The sequence below is a fragment of the Klebsiella aerogenes KCTC 2190 genome (assembly GCF_000215745.1).
Classification (GTDB): domain Bacteria; phylum Pseudomonadota; class Gammaproteobacteria; order Enterobacterales; family Enterobacteriaceae; genus Klebsiella; species Klebsiella aerogenes.
The window spans coordinates 136,660-153,094 of the sequence record NC_015663.1 but is presented as its reverse complement, the minus strand read 5'-3'; the positions used below and the strand labels follow the sequence as shown (position 1 = coordinate 153,094).

At 56.0% G+C, this 16,435-nt stretch carries 16 protein-coding genes; 13 read left to right on the top strand and 3 right to left on the bottom strand.

What is annotated here, in order from left to right; all coding sequences use genetic code 11:
- Nucleotides 1–75 precede the first annotated feature (75 nt).
- The 9 genes from ndk (at nt 76) to EAE_RS00705 (ending at nt 9,578) form a co-directional block, all read left to right on the top strand.
- The gene (ndk, locus tag EAE_RS00745) at nt 76–507 is read left to right on the top strand and encodes a nucleoside-diphosphate kinase (protein ID WP_004866348.1); all 432 of its coding nucleotides are present in this window, start codon (nt 76–78) and stop codon (nt 505–507) included.
- A gap of 350 nt (nt 508–857) precedes the next feature.
- Nucleotides 858–2,024 carry a dual-specificity RNA methyltransferase RlmN gene (gene rlmN / locus EAE_RS00740; RefSeq protein ID WP_015370322.1) on the top strand — a complete coding sequence of 389 codons (1,167 nt, stop codon included), beginning with the start codon at nt 858–860 and terminating at the stop codon, nt 2,022–2,024.
- Between the two features lie 274 nt (nt 2,025–2,298).
- Nucleotides 2,299–3,297: a cytoskeleton protein RodZ gene (gene rodZ, locus EAE_RS00735; RefSeq protein ID WP_015370323.1), complete on the top strand. Its 999-nt coding sequence runs from the start codon at nt 2,299–2,301 to the stop codon at nt 3,295–3,297.
- A 26-nt stretch (nt 3,298–3,323) separates the two neighbouring features.
- Nucleotides 3,324–4,445 carry a flavodoxin-dependent (E)-4-hydroxy-3-methylbut-2-enyl-diphosphate synthase gene (gene ispG, locus EAE_RS00730; RefSeq protein ID WP_015370324.1) on the top strand — a complete coding sequence of 374 codons (1,122 nt, stop codon included), beginning with the start codon at nt 3,324–3,326 and terminating at the stop codon, nt 4,443–4,445.
- Nucleotides 4,446–4,534: 89 nt separating this feature from the next.
- Nucleotides 4,535–5,809, top strand: coding sequence for a histidine--tRNA ligase (hisS, locus tag EAE_RS00725; protein WP_015703166.1), 1,275 nt, complete (start codon nt 4,535–4,537; stop codon nt 5,807–5,809).
- A 34-nt stretch (nt 5,810–5,843) separates the two neighbouring features.
- Nucleotides 5,844–6,464, top strand: a complete 621-nt coding sequence (locus EAE_RS00720; protein WP_015370326.1) for a YfgM family protein — start codon at nt 5,844–5,846, stop codon at nt 6,462–6,464.
- A gap of 10 nt (nt 6,465–6,474) precedes the next feature.
- On the top strand, nt 6,475–7,653 hold the full coding sequence (bamB, locus tag EAE_RS00715; protein WP_015370327.1) for an outer membrane protein assembly factor BamB: 1,179 nt from the start codon (nt 6,475–6,477) through the stop codon (nt 7,651–7,653).
- Nucleotides 7,654–7,766: 113 nt separating this feature from the next.
- Nucleotides 7,767–9,245, top strand: a complete 1,479-nt coding sequence (gene der / locus EAE_RS00710) for a ribosome biogenesis GTPase Der (RefSeq protein ID WP_015370328.1) — start codon at nt 7,767–7,769, stop codon at nt 9,243–9,245.
- A 117-nt stretch (nt 9,246–9,362) separates the two neighbouring features.
- Entirely contained in the window at nt 9,363–9,578 is a 216-nt protein-coding gene (locus EAE_RS00705; RefSeq protein WP_015703165.1) for a zinc ribbon domain-containing protein, read from the top strand.
- Here EAE_RS00705 and EAE_RS00700 read toward each other — a convergent pair.
- The 3 genes from EAE_RS00700 to xseA all read right to left on the bottom strand — a co-directional run bounded on the left by EAE_RS00700 (nt 9,575) and on the right by xseA (nt 12,392).
- Complete coding sequence (locus EAE_RS00700; protein ID WP_015703164.1) at nt 9,575–9,913, bottom strand: protealysin inhibitor emfourin; 339 nt, start codon at nt 9,911–9,913, stop codon at nt 9,575–9,577. The genes EAE_RS00705 and EAE_RS00700 overlap by 4 nt on opposite strands.
- Nucleotides 9,910–10,938: a M4 family metallopeptidase gene (locus EAE_RS00695; RefSeq protein ID WP_015370332.1), complete on the bottom strand. Its 1,029-nt coding sequence runs from the start codon at nt 10,936–10,938 to the stop codon at nt 9,910–9,912. Before EAE_RS00695 ends, EAE_RS00700 begins: the two co-directional genes overlap by 4 nt.
- 80 nt (nt 10,939–11,018) lie before the next feature.
- On the bottom strand, nt 11,019–12,392 hold the full coding sequence (gene xseA, locus EAE_RS00690) for an exodeoxyribonuclease VII large subunit (protein ID WP_015703163.1): 1,374 nt from the start codon (nt 12,390–12,392) through the stop codon (nt 11,019–11,021).
- A 158-nt stretch (nt 12,393–12,550) separates the two neighbouring features.
- Here xseA and guaB point away from each other — a divergent pair, with 158 nt between their 5' ends.
- The 4 genes from guaB (at nt 12,551) to EAE_RS00670 (ending at nt 16,402) form a co-directional block, all read left to right on the top strand.
- Nucleotides 12,551–14,017 (top strand): IMP dehydrogenase, encoded by a 1,467-nt coding sequence (gene guaB, locus EAE_RS00685; protein WP_015370334.1) that lies wholly within the window; start codon nt 12,551–12,553, stop codon nt 14,015–14,017.
- Nucleotides 14,018–14,086: 69 nt separating this feature from the next.
- Complete coding sequence (gene guaA / locus EAE_RS00680; RefSeq protein ID WP_015703162.1) at nt 14,087–15,664, top strand: glutamine-hydrolyzing GMP synthase; 1,578 nt, start codon at nt 14,087–14,089, stop codon at nt 15,662–15,664.
- 141 nt (nt 15,665–15,805) lie between these two features.
- The gene (locus EAE_RS00675) at nt 15,806–16,039 is read left to right on the top strand and encodes a type II toxin-antitoxin system Phd/YefM family antitoxin (protein WP_004853132.1); all 234 of its coding nucleotides are present in this window, start codon (nt 15,806–15,808) and stop codon (nt 16,037–16,039) included.
- A gap of 30 nt (nt 16,040–16,069) precedes the next feature.
- Nucleotides 16,070–16,402, top strand: a complete 333-nt coding sequence (locus EAE_RS00670; RefSeq protein ID WP_015370386.1) for a hypothetical protein — start codon at nt 16,070–16,072, stop codon at nt 16,400–16,402.
- Nucleotides 16,403–16,435 lie beyond the last annotated feature (33 nt).

Genomic DNA, 16,435 nt, shown 5'->3' with positions numbered 1-16,435 from the left:
GACGTTGCTCATTATAATGCGCGCCAGGCCATACGATCGTATGTGCAACAACAGAACATTTAATTAGAGGTAATCATGGCTATTGAACGTACTTTTTCCATCATCAAACCAAACGCGGTGGCAAAAAACGTTATTGGCAGCATCTTTTCTCGCTTTGAAGCTGCAGGGTTCAAAATCGTCGGCACCAAAATGCTGCATCTGACCGTTGAGCAGGCTCGCGGTTTCTATGCTGAGCACGAAGGTCGTCCGTTCTTCGACGGTCTGGTTGAGTTCATGACCTCCGGCCCGATCGTGGTTTCCGTACTGGAAGGCGAAAACGCGGTTCAGCGTCACCGTGACCTGCTGGGCGCCACCAACCCGGATAACGCCCTGGCCGGTACCCTGCGTGCTGACTACGCTGACAGCTTCACCGAGAACGGCACCCACGGTTCCGACTCTGTAGAATCCGCTGCTCGCGAAATAGCGTTCTTCTTTGCTGAAGGCGAGGTTTGCCCGCGCACTCGCTAATCTCCTGCGTCTTTCACGCCACCGCTTTGTTGGCTTCATTCGCGCACCCCGGTCACATAGTTATCTATGCTCCCGGGGATTTGCGAACTCGCCGCCTCGCGGTGACCTGAAATACTTTGGAGATACGACCCTCGTTTTTTCGACCGTCGCGGCGTTGGCCTGACAATCGAAAAGCCTTAGAGGATTAAGTACGCAGTTACAGATTTTTTTATCATTGCTTTGTGCAAACGTGGCAATGACGCGTCAGAATTTGTAGAATATAGCGCCCCCGGACGAGCAGTCGCTCTCCGGGGCGTTTCTTTTTCAACCCACCTGGGGCCATAACGTGTAATAACGAGGCCGGAAAAATTATGTCTGAACAAATTGTCACACCTGATACCGCCGCTCTGACGGTGCCGAATAAAGATGCCAAAATCAACCTGCTGGATTTAAACCGTCAGCAGATGCGCGAGTTTTTCAAAAACATGGGCGAGAAGCCTTTCCGCGCCGATCAGGTGATGAAATGGATGTATCACTACTGCTGCGATGACTTTGATGAAATGACCGACATCAACAAAGTCCTGCGCGGCAAACTGAAGGAAGTCGCCGAGATCCGTGCGCCGGAAGTCGTTGAAGAGCAGCGCTCCAGCGACGGCACCATTAAGTGGGCGATTGCCGTTGGCGATCAGCGCGTTGAAACGGTATACATCCCGGAAGAAGACCGCGCCACGCTGTGCGTCTCTTCACAGGTTGGCTGTGCGCTGGAATGTAAATTCTGCTCCACCGCTCAGCAAGGCTTCAACCGTAACCTGCGCGTTTCCGAAATTATTGGCCAGGTCTGGCGCGCGGCGAAAATCGTCGGCGCGGTGAAGACTACCGGCGTGCGTCCAATTACCAACGTGGTAATGATGGGCATGGGCGAGCCGCTGCTGAACCTCAACAACGTCGTTCCGGCGATGGAAATCATGCTGGATGACTTCGGTTTTGGTCTCTCCAAACGCCGCGTGACCTTGTCTACCTCCGGCGTGGTGCCGGCGCTGGATAAACTCGGCGACATGATCGACGTTGCGCTGGCGATTTCTCTGCACGCGCCGAACGACACCATCCGCGACGAAATTGTACCGATTAACAAAAAGTACAATATTGAGACCTTCCTGAACTCGGTGCGCGGCTATATTTCGAAGTCCAACGCCAACCAGGGTCGTGTGACTATCGAGTACGTCATGCTGGATCACGTCAACGACGGTACCGAGCACGCCCATGAACTGGCGGCGCTGCTGAAAGATACGCCGTGCAAGATCAACCTGATCCCATGGAATCCGTTCCCGGGCGCGCCGTACGGCCGTAGTTCTAACAGCCGTATCGATCGTTTCTCCAAAGTGCTGATGGAATATGGTTTCACCACCATCGTGCGTAAAACCCGCGGCGACGATATCGATGCTGCCTGCGGCCAGCTGGCGGGCGACGTAATCGACCGTACCAAACGTACGCTGCGTAAGCGTATGCAGGGCGAAGCGATCGACGTGAAAGCCGTCTGATAAGTTATGCAGCGCACAGCTTTCGCTGCGCGCTGCATAAATATGTCGAATTGCCAGGCGAAATACGCTGATTCGGTTAATAATTACGGTGCGTTTTTGTCGACTTTGAGGCAGTATGTAGCGGTACAACAACCGCTTAGCATTCAATATTGATAAGTCTCTGTGATAGTCGCCCGGACAGCCTTATACTGTCGGTTGACGTTGAGCAGTGTCTCGCGGCGCAGGCTCTTTCCCGCGCTGAACTTTAAATTTCACGTACCAGTAGTTGTAGCGAATGAATACTGAAGCCACTCAAGACCATCAAGAAGCAAACTCTACGGGCGCGCGCCTGCGTAACGCCCGCGAACAACTCGGACTCAGCCAGCAAGCGGTGGCTGAACGCTTATGCCTGAAGGTTTCCACGGTTCGTGATATTGAAGAAGATAAGGCGCCAGCCGATCTCGCTTCGACCTTCCTGCGTGGCTATATCCGTTCCTACGCTCGCCTCGTACATATTCCGGAAGAAGAACTGCTGCCGATGATGGCGAAGCAAGCGCCGATTCGCGCCGCCAAAGTGGCGCCGATGCAGAGCTTCTCGCTGGGTAAACGTCGCAAAAAACGCGACGGTTGGCTGATGAGCTTTACCTGGCTGATTTTGTTTGTGGTTATCGGCCTGAGCGGCGCATGGTGGTGGCAAGACCACAAAGCGCAGCAGGAAGAGATCACCAGCATGGCCGATCAATCCACCAGCGATCTGAACAGTAGCGATAGCGGCAGCCAGTCAATTCCGCTGGATACCAGCTCGGCGAATAACGCGCCGGATACGACGGCAGCCAATGCCAATAGCGCGCCGGTCGATACCTCCACCGCACCTGCGCCAAGCGCGCCAGCGGCGACCTCCGCGCCGGTGGATAACAACGCCGTGGTCGCTCCTTCGCAGGCTAACGTTGATACCGCCGCCGCCGCGCCGGCTGCGCCAGCCCCGACCTCCGCATTGCCGACCGATCAGGCGAATGCCGCGACGACGGCTTCCGCTCAGGATCTGGTGATGAACTTTAGCGCCGATTGCTGGCTGGAAGTGAGCGATGCGACCGGTAAGAAACTGTTCAGCGGCCTGCAGCGTAAAGGCGGGAACCTGAACCTGAGCGGTCAGGCGCCGTATAAGCTGAAAATCGGCGCCCCGGCTGCGGTACAAATTCAGTATCTGGGCAAACCAGTCGATTTGAGTCGTTTTATCAGAACTAACCAGGTTGCGCGTCTGACCCTTAATGCCGAACAATCACCGGCGCAGTAACAGACGGGTAACGCGGGAGATTTTTCATGCATAACCAGGCTCCAATTCAACGTAGAAAGTCCAAACGCATTTACGTTGGTAATGTGCCGATTGGCGATGGGGCTCCCATCGCCGTACAGTCGATGACCAATACTCGCACCACCGATGTGGCCGCGACGGTAAATCAAATCAAAGCGCTGGAGCGCGTAGGCGCGGACATCGTCCGCGTTTCCGTCCCGACGATGGACGCAGCGGAAGCTTTCAAGCTCATCAAACAGCAGGTCAACGTCCCGCTGGTCGCCGATATCCACTTTGACTACCGTATCGCGCTGAAAGTCGCGGAATATGGCGTTGATTGCCTGCGCATCAACCCTGGCAACATTGGTAACGAAGAGCGTATCCGCATGGTTGTGGACTGCGCGCGCGACAAAAACATTCCTATCCGCATCGGCGTCAACGCCGGTTCGCTGGAAAAAGATCTGCAGGAAAAATACGGCGAGCCGACGCCGCAGGCGCTGTTAGAGTCCGCCATGCGTCACGTCGATCATCTCGATCGTTTGAACTTCGATCAGTTCAAAGTTAGCGTAAAAGCCTCAGATGTCTTCCTCGCTGTTGAATCCTATCGTCTGTTGGCGAAGCAGATCGATCAACCGCTGCATCTCGGGATCACTGAAGCCGGCGGCGCGCGTAGCGGCGCGGTAAAATCCGCGATCGGTTTAGGTCTGCTGCTGTCTGAAGGGATCGGCGATACCCTGCGCGTGTCGCTGGCCGCCGACCCGGTGGAAGAGATCAAAGTTGGCTTCGATATCCTGAAGTCGCTGCGCATCCGTTCTCGCGGTATTAACTTTATCGCTTGCCCGACCTGCTCGCGTCAGGAGTTTGACGTCATCGGTACGGTGAACGCGCTGGAGCAGCGTCTGGAAGATATCATCACTCCGATGGATGTTTCGATCATCGGCTGTGTGGTTAACGGCCCTGGCGAAGCGCTGGTTTCCACTCTCGGCGTCACTGGCGGCAACAAGAAAAGCGGCCTGTACGAGGACGGCGTTCGCAAAGACCGACTGGACAACAACGACATGATCGACCAGCTGGAAGCGCGTATCCGTGCGAAAGCCACCATGCTGGATGAAGCGCGTCGTATTGAAGTTCAGCAGGTTGAAGCAAAATAACGTGTTGGGAAGCAATACGCTTCCCGTGTATGATTGAACCTGCGGGCGCAAGGCGCCGGGGTTCATTTTTATATATAAAGAGAATAAACGTGGCAAAGAACATTCAAGCCATCCGTGGCATGAACGATTATCTGCCGGGCGAAACCGCTCTCTGGCAGCGCATTGAAGGCTCACTGAAGCAGGTGCTCGGTAGCTACGGTTACAGCGAAATTCGTTTGCCGATTGTAGAGCAGACCCCGTTATTCAAACGCGCGATCGGCGAAGTGACCGACGTGGTTGAAAAAGAGATGTATACCTTCGAAGACCGCAATGGCGATAGCCTGACGCTGCGTCCGGAAGGAACGGCGGGCTGCGTACGTGCCGGCATCGAACATGGTCTGCTGTACAATCAAGAACAGCGTCTGTGGTACGTGGGGCCGATGTTCCGCCACGAACGTCCGCAGAAAGGGCGCTACCGTCAGTTCCATCAGATTGGCGCGGAAGTCTTTGGCCTGCAGGGCCCGGATATCGACGCTGAGCTTATCATGTTGACCGCGCGCTGGTGGCGCGAGCTGGGCATTTCCGATCACGTCAGCCTTGAGCTGAACTCCATCGGTTCGCTGGAGGCGCGTGCCGCCTATCGCGACGCGCTGGTTGCCTATCTGGAACAATTTAAAGATAAGCTTGATGAAGACTGCAAACGCCGCATGTATACCAATCCGCTGCGCGTGCTGGACTCTAAAAATCCGGAAGTGCAGGCGCTGCTGAACGATGCGCCGGCGCTGGGCGATTATCTGGACGACGAGTCCAAAGAACACTTCGCCGGTCTGTGCGCGCTGCTCGACGCTGCTGGAATTCGCTATACCGTCAACCAGCGCCTGGTGCGCGGGCTCGACTATTACAATCGCACCGTATTTGAGTGGGTCACGACCAGCCTCGGTTCGCAGGGTACCGTCTGCGCCGGCGGCCGTTATGACGGTCTGGTAGAGCAGCTTGGCGGACGCGCAACGCCGGGCGTTGGCTTTGCGATGGGCCTGGAACGTCTTGTTTTACTGGTTCAGGCAGTCAATCCGGAATTTAAAGCCGATCCTGTTGTCGATATATACCTGGTAGCCTCCGGTACCGATACTCAGTCCGCAGCAATGCGTCTGGCTGAGCAGGTTCGCGATGCGCTGCCCGGCGTTAAGCTGATGACTAACCACGGCGGCGGTAACTTTAAGAAGCAGTTCGCCCGCGCTGACAAGTGGGGCGCGCGCGTCGCGCTGGTGGTCGGTGAGTCAGAAATTGCTGACGGAAACGTGGTAGTGAAGGATTTACGCTCAGGTGAGCAAACTACCGTAACGCAGGATAGCGTTGCCGCGCATTTGCGCACACTTCTGGGTTAATTTCCCGGAAACTATTAGTCAGGAGAAGGACTGCGTGGAAACTTTCAACAACGAAAACGAGCAGGTCGACGCCCTCAAGCGTTTCTTTGCCGAGAACGGTAAAGCGCTGGCCGTCGGGGTGATTTTAGGGATCGGCGCGCTGGTTGGCTGGCGCTACTGGACTTCCCATCAGCTGGATTCGGCCCGGGATTCCTCTCTGGCCTATGAGAATGCCATTTCCGCACTGAAGTCAGATTCGCCTGAAACCCTGACCGCAGCGGAGAAATTCGCCGCCGACAGCAAAAACACCTATGGCGCGTTCGCATCGCTGGAGCTCGCGCAGCGTCTGGTCGATAAAAACGATCTGCAGGGCGCGGAGAAGCAGCTGCAACAAGGGCTGGCGGCCGCCTCTGACGATAACCTGAAATCGGTTATCAATATGCGTCTGGCCCGCGTACAGCTGCAGCTTAAGCAGCCGGATGCGGCGCTGAAAACCCTGGAAGGCATTAAAGGCGAAGGCTGGACCGCTATCGTTGCCGATTTGCGCGGTGAAATTCTGCTGAGCAAAGGCGACAAGCAGGGTGCCCGCGCGGCCTGGGAATCAGGCGTGAAAAGCGATGCATCGCCAGCGCTCAGCGAAATGATGCGTATGAAAATAAATAATTTGTCCATCTGAGAGGGACTCGATGCAATTGCGTAAATTACTTTTGCCAGGGCTGCTTTCCGTCACCTTACTGAGCGGTTGCTCGCTGTTTAACAGCGAAGAAGATGTGGTGAAAATGTCACCGCTGCCGACGGTGGAAAACCAGTTTACGCCGTCCACGTCCTGGAGCACTTCAGTTGGCGATGGTATCGGTGATTTCTATTCCAACCTGCACCCGGCCTTTGCCGACGGCGTTGTGTATGCGGCTGACCGTAAAGGCACCGTGAAAGCGCTGCACGCTGAAGACGGTAAAGAAGTCTGGTCGGTGAACCTGGCGGAAAAAGACGGCTGGTTCTCGCGCGCTCCGGCGCTGCTCTCCGGCGGGCTGACCGTTTCCGGCGGCCACGTTTATGTTGGTACTGAAAAGGCGCAGCTGTTCGCGCTGAATACCAGCGACGGTACCGTCGCGTGGCAGAGCCGTGTGGCGGGTGAAGCGATTTCTCGTCCGGTCGTTAGCGATGGCATGGTACTGGTGCATACCAGCAACGGTCAACTGCAGGCGCTGAACGAAACCGACGGCGCGGTAAAATGGACCGTGAACCTGGACATGCCTGCGCTCTCCCTGCGCGGTGAGTCCGCTCCGGCCACCGCTTATGGCGCGGCGATTGTTGGTGGCGACAACGGTCGCGTCAGCGCCGTGCTGATGCAGCAGGGGCAGATGATTTGGCAGCAGCGTATTTCTACGGCCACCGGCCCGACTGAAATCGACCGTCTGAACGACGTTGACACCACGCCGGTTATCGTTAATGGCGTTGTTTATACGTTGGCCTATAATGGCAACCTGACCGCGCTGGATCTGCGCAGCGGCCAGATTATCTGGAAGCGCGAACTGGGTTCTGTGAACGATTTCATCGTTGACGGCGACCGTATCTATCTGGTCGATCAGAATGACCGTCTGCTGGCGCTGACCACCGATGGCGGCGTAACGCTGTGGACCCAGAGCGATCTGCTGCACCGTCTGCTGACTTCTCCGGCGCTGTATAACGGCAGCCTGGTGGTAGGCGACAGCGAAGGTTACATGCACTGGATTAATCCGGAAGACGGCCACTTTGTGGCGCAGCAGAAAGTCGATAGCTCCGGTTTCCTGACCGACCCGGTTATCGCCGACGGTCGCCTGCTTATCCAGGCCAAAGACGGTACGCTGTATTCGATCACGCGTTAACTCGCGCGGTAGTATCGCTTTAATAAACGGCTCCTGACAGACAGGGGCCGTTTTGACTTTTTAAAAAACCTCGTAAAATGAGGTTGTATTGCAATTTGTATGAGGCATTTAACATGATACCTGTGGTCGCGCTTGTCGGGCGCCCTAACGTTGGAAAATCCACGCTCTTCAACCGCTTAACGCGCACTCGTGACGCGTTGGTCGCGGATTTCCCGGGGCTGACTCGCGACCGTAAGTACGGTCGTGCTGAAGTGGAAGGCCGCGAATTCATCTGTATTGATACCGGCGGTATCGACGGTACGGAAGAAGGCGTGGAAACCCGGATGGCGGAACAGTCTCTGCTGGCGATTGAAGAGGCCGACGTGGTGCTGTTTATGGTTGATGCGCGCGCGGGCCTGATGCCGGCGGATTCCGCGATCGCCAAACATCTGCGTTCTCGCGAAAAACCGACCTTCCTGGTGGCGAACAAAACCGACGGCATCGACGTCGATCAGGCGATGGCCGACTTCTGGTCGCTGGGGCTGGGCGATATTTATCCGATCGCCGCTTCGCATGGTCGCGGCGTTACCAGCCTGCTGGAACACGTGCTGCTACCGTGGGTAGATGAGGTTAATCCGCAGGAAGAAGTGGATGAAGACGCCGCCTACTGGGCGCAGTTTGAAGCCGAGCAAAACGGCGAAGAAGTTGAAGAACCGGAAGACGACTTCAACCCGCAAGATCTGCCGATTAAGCTGGCGATCGTCGGCCGTCCGAACGTCGGTAAGTCAACGCTGACTAACCGCATTCTCGGCGAAGATCGCGTGGTGGTTTACGATATGCCGGGCACAACCCGCGACAGTATCTACATCCCGATGCAGCGCGATGAACGCGAATATGTGCTGATCGATACCGCCGGCGTGCGTAAGCGCGGCAAAATTACCGATGTCGTGGAGAAATTCTCAGTCATCAAGACGCTGCAGGCGATTGAAGACGCCAACGTGGTGATGCTGGTCATTGATGCCCGTGAAGGTATCTCCGATCAGGATCTGTCGCTGCTGGGCTTTATCCTTAACAGCGGTCGTTCCCTGGTTATCGTGGTCAACAAATGGGATGGCCTGAGCCAGGAAGTGAGAGAGCAGGTGAAAGAAACCCTCGACTTCCGTCTGGGCTTCATCGACTTCGCCCGCGTGCACTTTATCTCCGCTCTGCACGGCAGCGGCGTCGGCAACCTGTTCGAATCGGTGCGCGAAGCTTACGACAGCGCCACCCGTCGCGTGGGTACCGCCATGCTGACCCGCATTATGACCATGGCAGCAGAAGACCATCAGCCGCCGCTGGTACGCGGTCGCCGCGTGAAGCTGAAGTATGCGCACGCCGGCGGTTATAACCCGCCGATCGTGGTGATTCACGGCAACCAGGTGAAAGACCTGCCTGATTCCTATAAGCGTTACCTGATGAACTACTTCCGTAAATCCCTGGATGTCATGGGTACGCCGATCCGTATTCAGTTCAAGGAAGGGGAAAACCCGTTTGCCAATAAACGCAATACCCTGACGCCGAACCAGATGCGTAAGCGTAAGCGCTTGATTAAGCATATCAAGAAAAGTAAATAATGCAGAAACCCGCCGCTGGCGGGTTTTTTTTATCTACCCTATTCAACGCTTCGCGGGTCAGCAACGCTGACGTATGACGTGATAAACTCATGCTATTCATTATGAGAAGGAGGCACCATGGAACTCAATTGCCCGATTTGCCATGCCCGGTTGGAAACGCAAGGCAACGGCGCGCATTGCGCGCACTGTGAGAAAGAGTTTGCTGTAGAGGCCCGCTGCCCGGACTGCCATCAGCCGCTGGAAGTACTGAAGGCCTGCGGCGCGGTGGATTATTTCTGCCAGCACGGCCACGGACTGATTTCGAAAAAACGCGTCGAATTTGTGCTCGGTTAATCGCTAACGCAGCCTTCACCATTTCGCCAGAGTTCAACCAGCGCCTCCGGCGCCCGCTCTTCCGGGATGAGAATGATCAGGCTGTGATAGTGCTGGGCGCTGATTATTTGGATGCGAAAGAAACGCTGGTCGCCGCTACCTGGAGAATCCGGCTGCCCCGGCGGCTTGCCGAGCGGCAACGACTGCTGCAGTATTGCGGCGATGCGCTGTTTTTGCTGTTCGTTAAGCTGCGCCACGACAATCTTACGCATGCCGCTCAGCGTCGGGATCCAAGCGACGCCACCTTCGCGGGCCAGCTCAATAATCGCGTCATCGCTGAGGTCTGCCTCGTTCATGATGTGACTCCAACATCCTCCCAAGCCTTTCGAATCGCCTCGGCGGTCTCTTTACCAAAACGTTTTTCGCCATGATGAATCGTCAGTTTGGCAAAGGCCGGGAAATCGGCGTCTTTTGCCAGCGATTTATCACAAACCGCGTCATACCAGGCATATCCCGCTTTTTCCCATGCAAAACCACCCAGCGCGATGGCGGCGAGATAGAAAGCATGATTAGGAATGCCGGAGTTAATATGCACGCCGCCGTTATCCTGCTGGGTATGCACAAAATCTTTCATGTGGGCGGGTTGTGGGTCTTTGCCAAGAATAGGGTCATCATAGGCGGTTCCCGGGTGCGACATCGAACGCAGACCTTGGCCGTGAATACCTTTCGCAAGTAGCCCCTCGCCAATTATCCAGTCTGCTTTATCTGCCGTTTGCTGGCGCTGATATTGTTTGACCAGCGAGCCAAAAACATCGGAAAGCGATTCATTGAGCGCCCCGGATTGTTCGAAATAGATAAGCCCGGCTTCGCTCTCCGTAACGCCATGGCTTAACTCGTGCGCCACCACATCAATAGCAATAGTAAAACGATTAAAGATCTCGCCATCACCGTCGCCAAACACCATTTGTTGCCCGTTCCAGAAGGCATTTTGATATTCGTGACCATAGTGGACGCTGCCGGTCAGCTTCAATCCGCGGTTGTCCAGCGAATCACGATGATAGCTCTTCCAGAAAAAATCATGGGTGATGCCGAGATAATCATAGGCCTCATCGACGGCGACATCGCCGTTGGAAGGCTGTCCTTCAAAACGCACCTGGATCCCTGGAAGTTCCTGAGTCTGCCTGGCATCATAAATGTCTCGCTCAAGCTGGCCTGGCGTGGCGACATGGGCGGCGGCGGGGCGGCCTGGCACATGCGCCATCAGGGTTTGTACATGGCTCAGCGTTTGCTGCGCGCAGCGCTGTTGCTGAGCTGAGCCATGATCGACAATGCGGCGTAAAATGTAGGGGGGAATCACGAAACGAGGACGAGTATCTGGCATATCACGCTCCCTGGCCGGATGAACGGTTTTAAAAGGGCATGACAGCAGTATAGTTATCCCCGCATGAAACGGGAGGATAATTAGACTTTTTTGCGGGCGCGCGTTTTCTTCACCGGAGTGATGACTGTCACTTCGCTTTCAACCCAACCATCTTCCAGCCGGGTAGTCACGACATCGCCAGCCTGTACCTGTTTGATTTTTTTCAATACTTTGCCATCGCCGGCTGAGGTGACGCTGTAGCCGCGAGCCAGCGTTGCCAGCGGGCTGACGGCCTCCAGATGCGTCACGGTATTGCCGAAACGCTCGCGCTGCTCGCTCAGGCGGGCGCGAATATTTTCCGCCAGACGATACTCCAGTTGCTGAATACGCGACTGCGCGCGATGGATGCGCGGCTGCGGGTTTTGCTGATTCAACCGCTGCACGGCGCGCTGCTGACGCTGGTCGGCACGTTTGAGCTGGCTTTCCAGCGCAAAGCGCATCCGCTGACGCAGGCGCTCCAGTTCGGTCTGCTGACGCGCTAAGCGCAGCTGAGGATGTTGCTGCTGTAAACGGTGAAACAGCTGAGTAAAGCGGCGATGGCGGTTGGCGAGGAAGTAATCCATCGCCATCTCCAGGCGTTGCTGGCCGGACTGTAGCTGACGCAACAGTTCCTGCTGATTGCGGCTGACGATCTCTGCCGCCGCAGAAGGCGTCGGCGCACGCAGGTCGGCGACGAAATCGGCGATAGTGACGTCAGTTTCATGGCCGACGGCGCTCACTACCGGAATGCGGCTGGCGAAAATTGCCCGCGCGACCCGTTCGTCGTTAAAGCTCCATAAATCTTCCAGCGAACCGCCGCCGCGCCCGACGATCAGCACATCGCATTCCTGGCGCTGGTTGGCTAATGCTATTGCGCGCACGATTTGCCCCGGCGCATCATCGCCTTGCACCGCCGTCGGGTAGATAATCACCGGCAGCGAGGGATCGCGGCGTTTCAACACATGTAAGATATCATGCAGCGCGGCGCCGGTTTTGGAGGTGACGACGCCGACGCAGTGCGCGGGAGAGGGGAGCGCCTGCTTGTGGCTTTGATCGAATAACCCTTCTGCCGTCAGGAGCGCCTTGAGCTGCTCATATTTTTGCTGCAACAGGCCCTCACCGGCGGGCTGCATGCTTTCGACGATGATCTGGTAGTCGCCGCGAGGCTCGTAAAGGGTAATGTTGGCGCGAACCAGCACCTGCTGGCCATGCTGCGGGCGAAATGTGACGCGACGGTTGCTGTTGCGAAACATCGCGCAGCGCACCTGAGCGTTATCGTCTTTTAAGGTGAAGTACCAGTGGCCGGAAGAGGGCTGGCTGAAGTTAGAGATCTCGCCGCTTATCCATACCTGGCCCATTTCGCGTTCCAGCAGTAAGCGAACCGTCTGATTCAGGCGGCTGACCGTAAATATTGCAGGGGATTGAGATGGCAACATGTGAGCAAGATCAAATTCTAAATCAGCAGGTTATTCAGTCGATAGTAACGCGCTGAGAGGGGATCGCAAGTATTATTTGCAAAAAAGGGTGGATGCAATCGGTTACGCTCTGTATAATGCCACGGCAATATTTATCCACCCTGGTCGAGATATTGCCCATGCTACGTATCGCTAAAGAAGCCCTGACGTTTGACGACGTCCTCCTTGTTCCCGCTCATTCTACCGTTCTGCCGAATACCGCCGATCTCAGCACGCAGCTGACGAAAACGATTCGTCTGAATATTCCTATGCTCTCCGCGGCGATGGATACCGTAACTGAAGCGCGCCTGGCAATTGCCCTGGCCCAGGAAGGCGGCATCGGCTTTATTCATAAAAACATGTCAATCGAGCGCCAGGCGGAAGAAGTCCGTCGCGTGAAGAAACATGAATCCGGTGTGGTAAGCGATCCACAGACCGTTCTGCCGACTACCACCCTGCGCGAAGTGAAAGAACTGACCGAACGTAACGGTTTCGCCGGTTATCCGGTAGTGACCGAAGACAACGAACTGGTCGGCATTATCACCGGCCGCGACGTGCGTTTTGTTACCGACCTGAATCAGCCGGTCAGCGTTTATATGACGCCGAAAGAGCGCCTGGTCACCGTGCGTGAAGGTGAAAGCCGTGAAGTGGTCTTCGCGAAAATGCACGAAAAACGCGTAGAAAAAGCGCTGGTAGTGGATGATAGCTTCCACCTGCGCGGCATGATCACCGTAAAAGATTTCCAGAAAGCGGAACGTAAACCAAATGCGTGTAAAGACGAGCACGGTCGTCTGCGCGTTGGCGCGGCCGTTGGCGCTGGCGCCGGTAACGAAGAGCGCGTTGACGCGCTGGTTGCCGCAGGCGTTGACGTTCTGCTGATCGACTCCTCTCACGGTCACTCCGAAGGCGTTCTGCAGCGTATTCGCGAAACGCGCGCTAAATATCCTGACCTGCAAATCATCGGCGGTAACGTGGCGACCGGCGCGGGTGCTCGTGCCCTGGCGGAAGCTGGCGTCAGCGCGGTGAAAGTGGGTATCGGCCCAGGCTCCATCTGTACTACCCGTATCGTTACCGGCGTAGGCGTTCCGCAGATCACCGCCGTTTCCGACGCGGTTGAAGCGCTGGAAGGCACCGGTATTCCGGTTATCGCCGATGGCGGTATCCGTTTCTCCGGCGATATCGCAAAAGCGATTGCCGCAGGCGCCGCCGCGGTGATGGTTGGCTCCATGCTGGCCGGTACCGAAGAATCCCCGGGTGAAATCGAGCTCTATCAGGGCCGTTCTTACAAATCCTACCGCGGTATGGGTTCCCTGGGCGCGATGTCCAAAGGTTCCTCTGACCGTTACTTCCAGAGCGATAACGCCGCTGACAAACTGGTACCGGAAGGTATCGAAGGCCGCGTTGCCTATAAAGGCCGCCTGAAAGAGATCATTCACCAGCAGATGGGCGGCCTGCGCTCCTGTATGGGTCTGACCGGTTGTGGTACTATTGACGCACTGCGTACCAAGGCAGAGTTCGTGCGCATCAGCGGCGCGGGCATCCAGGAGAGCCACGTTCACGACGTGACGATCACCAAGGAATCCCCGAACTACCGCATGGGCTCCTGATTTTCATCGCCCGGCTACGCGCCGGGCGATTTTTATTCAATCATCGCTACTTCTCTGGAATTAACGTCAATGACGGATAACATTCATAAACATCGCATTCTTATCCTGGACTTCGGTTCTCAGTACACCCAGCTGGTTGCGCGTCGCGTACGTGAATTAGGGGTCTATTGCGAGCTCTGGGCTTGGGACGTGACCGAAGCTCAAATCCGCGAGTTCAACCCGAACGGCATTATTCTTTCCGGCGGCCCGGAAAGCACCACCGAAGACAACAGCCCGCGTGCGCCGCAGTACGTCTTCGAAGCCGGCGTACCGGTATTCGGCGTATGCTATGGCATGCAGACCATGGCCATGCAGCTGGGCGGCCACGTTGAAGCTTCCAACGAGCGCGAGTTCGGTTACGCGCAGGTGGAAGTGCAGACCGACAGCGCGCTGATCAAGGGCATCGAAGATGCGCTGAGCGCTGACGGTAAGCCGCTGCTGGACGTGTGGATGAGCCATGGTGATAAAGTCACCGCTATCCCTTCCGACTTTGTGACCGTCGCCAGCACTGAAAGCTGCCCGTTCGCCATCATGGCGAATGAAGAAAAACGCTTCTACGGCGTACAGTTCCACCCGGAAGTCACCCACACCCGTCAGGGGCTGCGTATGCTGGAGCGCTTCGTGCGCGACATCTGCCAGTGTGAAGCGCTGTGGACGCCGGCGAAGATCATCGACGACGCGGTTGAGCGTATTCGTCAGCAGGTGGGTGAAGATAAAGTCATCCTCGGCCTGTCCGGCGGCGTTGACTCTTCCGTTACCGCGATGCTGCTGCACCGCGCCATCGGCAAAAATCTGACCTGCGTATTCGTGGATAACGGCCTGCTGCGCCTGAACGAAGCCGAGCAGGTTATGGATATGTTCGGCGACCGTTTCGGCCTGAACATCGTACACGTTGCGGCGGAAGATCGCTTCCTGACCGCGCTGAAGGGCGAAAACGATCCGGAAGCGAAGCGTAAAATCATTGGCCGCGTCTTCGTTGAAGTGTTTGACGAAGAAGCGCTGAAGCTGGAAGACGTGAAATGGCTGGCGCAGGGCACTATCTACCCTGACGTGATCGAATCCGCTGCTTCCGCGACCGGTAAAGCGCACGTCATCAAGTCTCACCACAACGTGGGCGGTCTGCCGAAAGAAATGAAGATGGGCCTCGTTGAGCCGCTGAAAGAGCTGTTCAAAGACGAAGTGCGTAAGATTGGTCTGGAGCTGGGCCTGCCGTACGACATGCTGTTCCGCCACCCGTTCCCGGGGCCGGGCCTCGGCGTTCGCGTACTTGGCGAAGTGAAGAAAGAGTACTGCGACCTGCTGCGTCGCGCGGACGCTATCTTCATTGAAGAACTGCGCAAAGCCGACCTGTATGACAAAGTAAGCCAGGCATTCACCGTGTTCCTGCCGGTTCGCTCCGTCGGCGTGATGGGCGATGGTCGTAAGTACGACTGGGTCGTCTCCCTGCGTGCGGTAGAAACCATCGACTTTATGACCGCGCACTGGGCGCACCTGCCGTATGATTTCCTCGGCCGTGTTTCCAACCGCATCATCAACGAAGTTAACGGTATTTCCCGCGTGGTGTACGACATCAGCGGTAAGCCGCCAGCGACTATTGAGTGGGAATAATTCCTGCTGATAGCTGAACGAAACCCTCTGTTTACAGAGGGTTTTTTTATGTCCTGGTAAATGGCGCTGAGGAAGGATTATTGAGCGTAGTCTAAATATAGTCTATATTAAAACCGAGACATGACCATTAGGCGGACCAACATGAAAGTAGAGACTATCAGCTACGTTAAAAAGAACGCCGCAACGCTTGATCTGTCAGAACCTATCCTGGTCACACAAAACGGTGTGCCTGCTTACGTTATAGAGTCCTATGATCAGCAGCAGGAACGGGAAAACGCCATTGCTTTGCTGAAATTGCTTACTCTGTCAGAGAAAGATAAAGCGGAAGGGCGCGTGTTCTCGAAAGACCAGTTGCTGGATGGCCTTGCGGATTAAACGCAGCGCGCTCAACGTTAAGGGACTTCCATGGAACAGCAGGTGACCTTTGAGTACACGCTTACGGTGAAGCACTGCATCGACACAATAGCGGGTTTTCTGAAGCGTGTTGATGTTGAGCCGCGTCCGGTTATCGCAGATATTCTCACCCAGTTTGAGAGCACCGTAGGACAGTTCCCCTTGGGCTGCCAGATTTGCCCCGAATTGCTGAAAATTGGCTGCGCCAAATATCGGGAGTTTAATCACGCTGAAGGCTACCGGGTTTTGTATTCCGTAGACGGAACTTTAGTAACCGCGCATGCGATCCTGGCACATCGGCAGGATGTTCAGCAGCTGCTGTTTAAGCGTCTGATCGTGGCCTGATAGTCCTAAATGTGTGTGTTTTACAGAGGGTTT

Excerpts from the sequence above, each read along its gene's own strand:
- ndk (WP_004866348.1), top strand. The coding sequence starts at position 76 with ATGGCTATTGAACGTACTTTTTCCATCATCAAACCAAACGCGGTGGCA.
- rlmN (WP_015370322.1), top strand. The coding sequence starts at position 858 with ATGTCTGAACAAATTGTCACACCTGATACCGCCGCTCTGACGGTGCCG.
- rodZ (WP_015370323.1), top strand. The coding sequence starts at position 2,299 with ATGAATACTGAAGCCACTCAAGACCATCAAGAAGCAAACTCTACGGGC.
- ispG (WP_015370324.1), top strand. The coding sequence starts at position 3,324 with ATGCATAACCAGGCTCCAATTCAACGTAGAAAGTCCAAACGCATTTAC.
- bamB (WP_015370327.1), top strand. The coding sequence starts at position 6,475 with ATGCAATTGCGTAAATTACTTTTGCCAGGGCTGCTTTCCGTCACCTTA.
- der (WP_015370328.1), top strand. The coding sequence starts at position 7,767 with ATGATACCTGTGGTCGCGCTTGTCGGGCGCCCTAACGTTGGAAAATCC.
- EAE_RS00705 (WP_015703165.1), top strand. The coding sequence starts at position 9,363 with ATGGAACTCAATTGCCCGATTTGCCATGCCCGGTTGGAAACGCAAGGC.
- EAE_RS00700 (WP_015703164.1), bottom strand. The coding sequence starts at position 9,913 with ATGAACGAGGCAGACCTCAGCGATGACGCGATTATTGAGCTGGCCCGC.
- EAE_RS00695 (WP_015370332.1), bottom strand. The coding sequence starts at position 10,938 with ATGCCAGATACTCGTCCTCGTTTCGTGATTCCCCCCTACATTTTACGC.
- xseA (WP_015703163.1), bottom strand. The coding sequence starts at position 12,392 with ATGTTGCCATCTCAATCCCCTGCAATATTTACGGTCAGCCGCCTGAAT.
- guaB (WP_015370334.1), top strand. The coding sequence starts at position 12,551 with ATGCTACGTATCGCTAAAGAAGCCCTGACGTTTGACGACGTCCTCCTT.
- guaA (WP_015703162.1), top strand. The coding sequence starts at position 14,087 with ATGACGGATAACATTCATAAACATCGCATTCTTATCCTGGACTTCGGT.
- EAE_RS00675 (WP_004853132.1), top strand. The coding sequence starts at position 15,806 with ATGAAAGTAGAGACTATCAGCTACGTTAAAAAGAACGCCGCAACGCTT.
- EAE_RS00670 (WP_015370386.1), top strand. The coding sequence starts at position 16,070 with ATGGAACAGCAGGTGACCTTTGAGTACACGCTTACGGTGAAGCACTGC.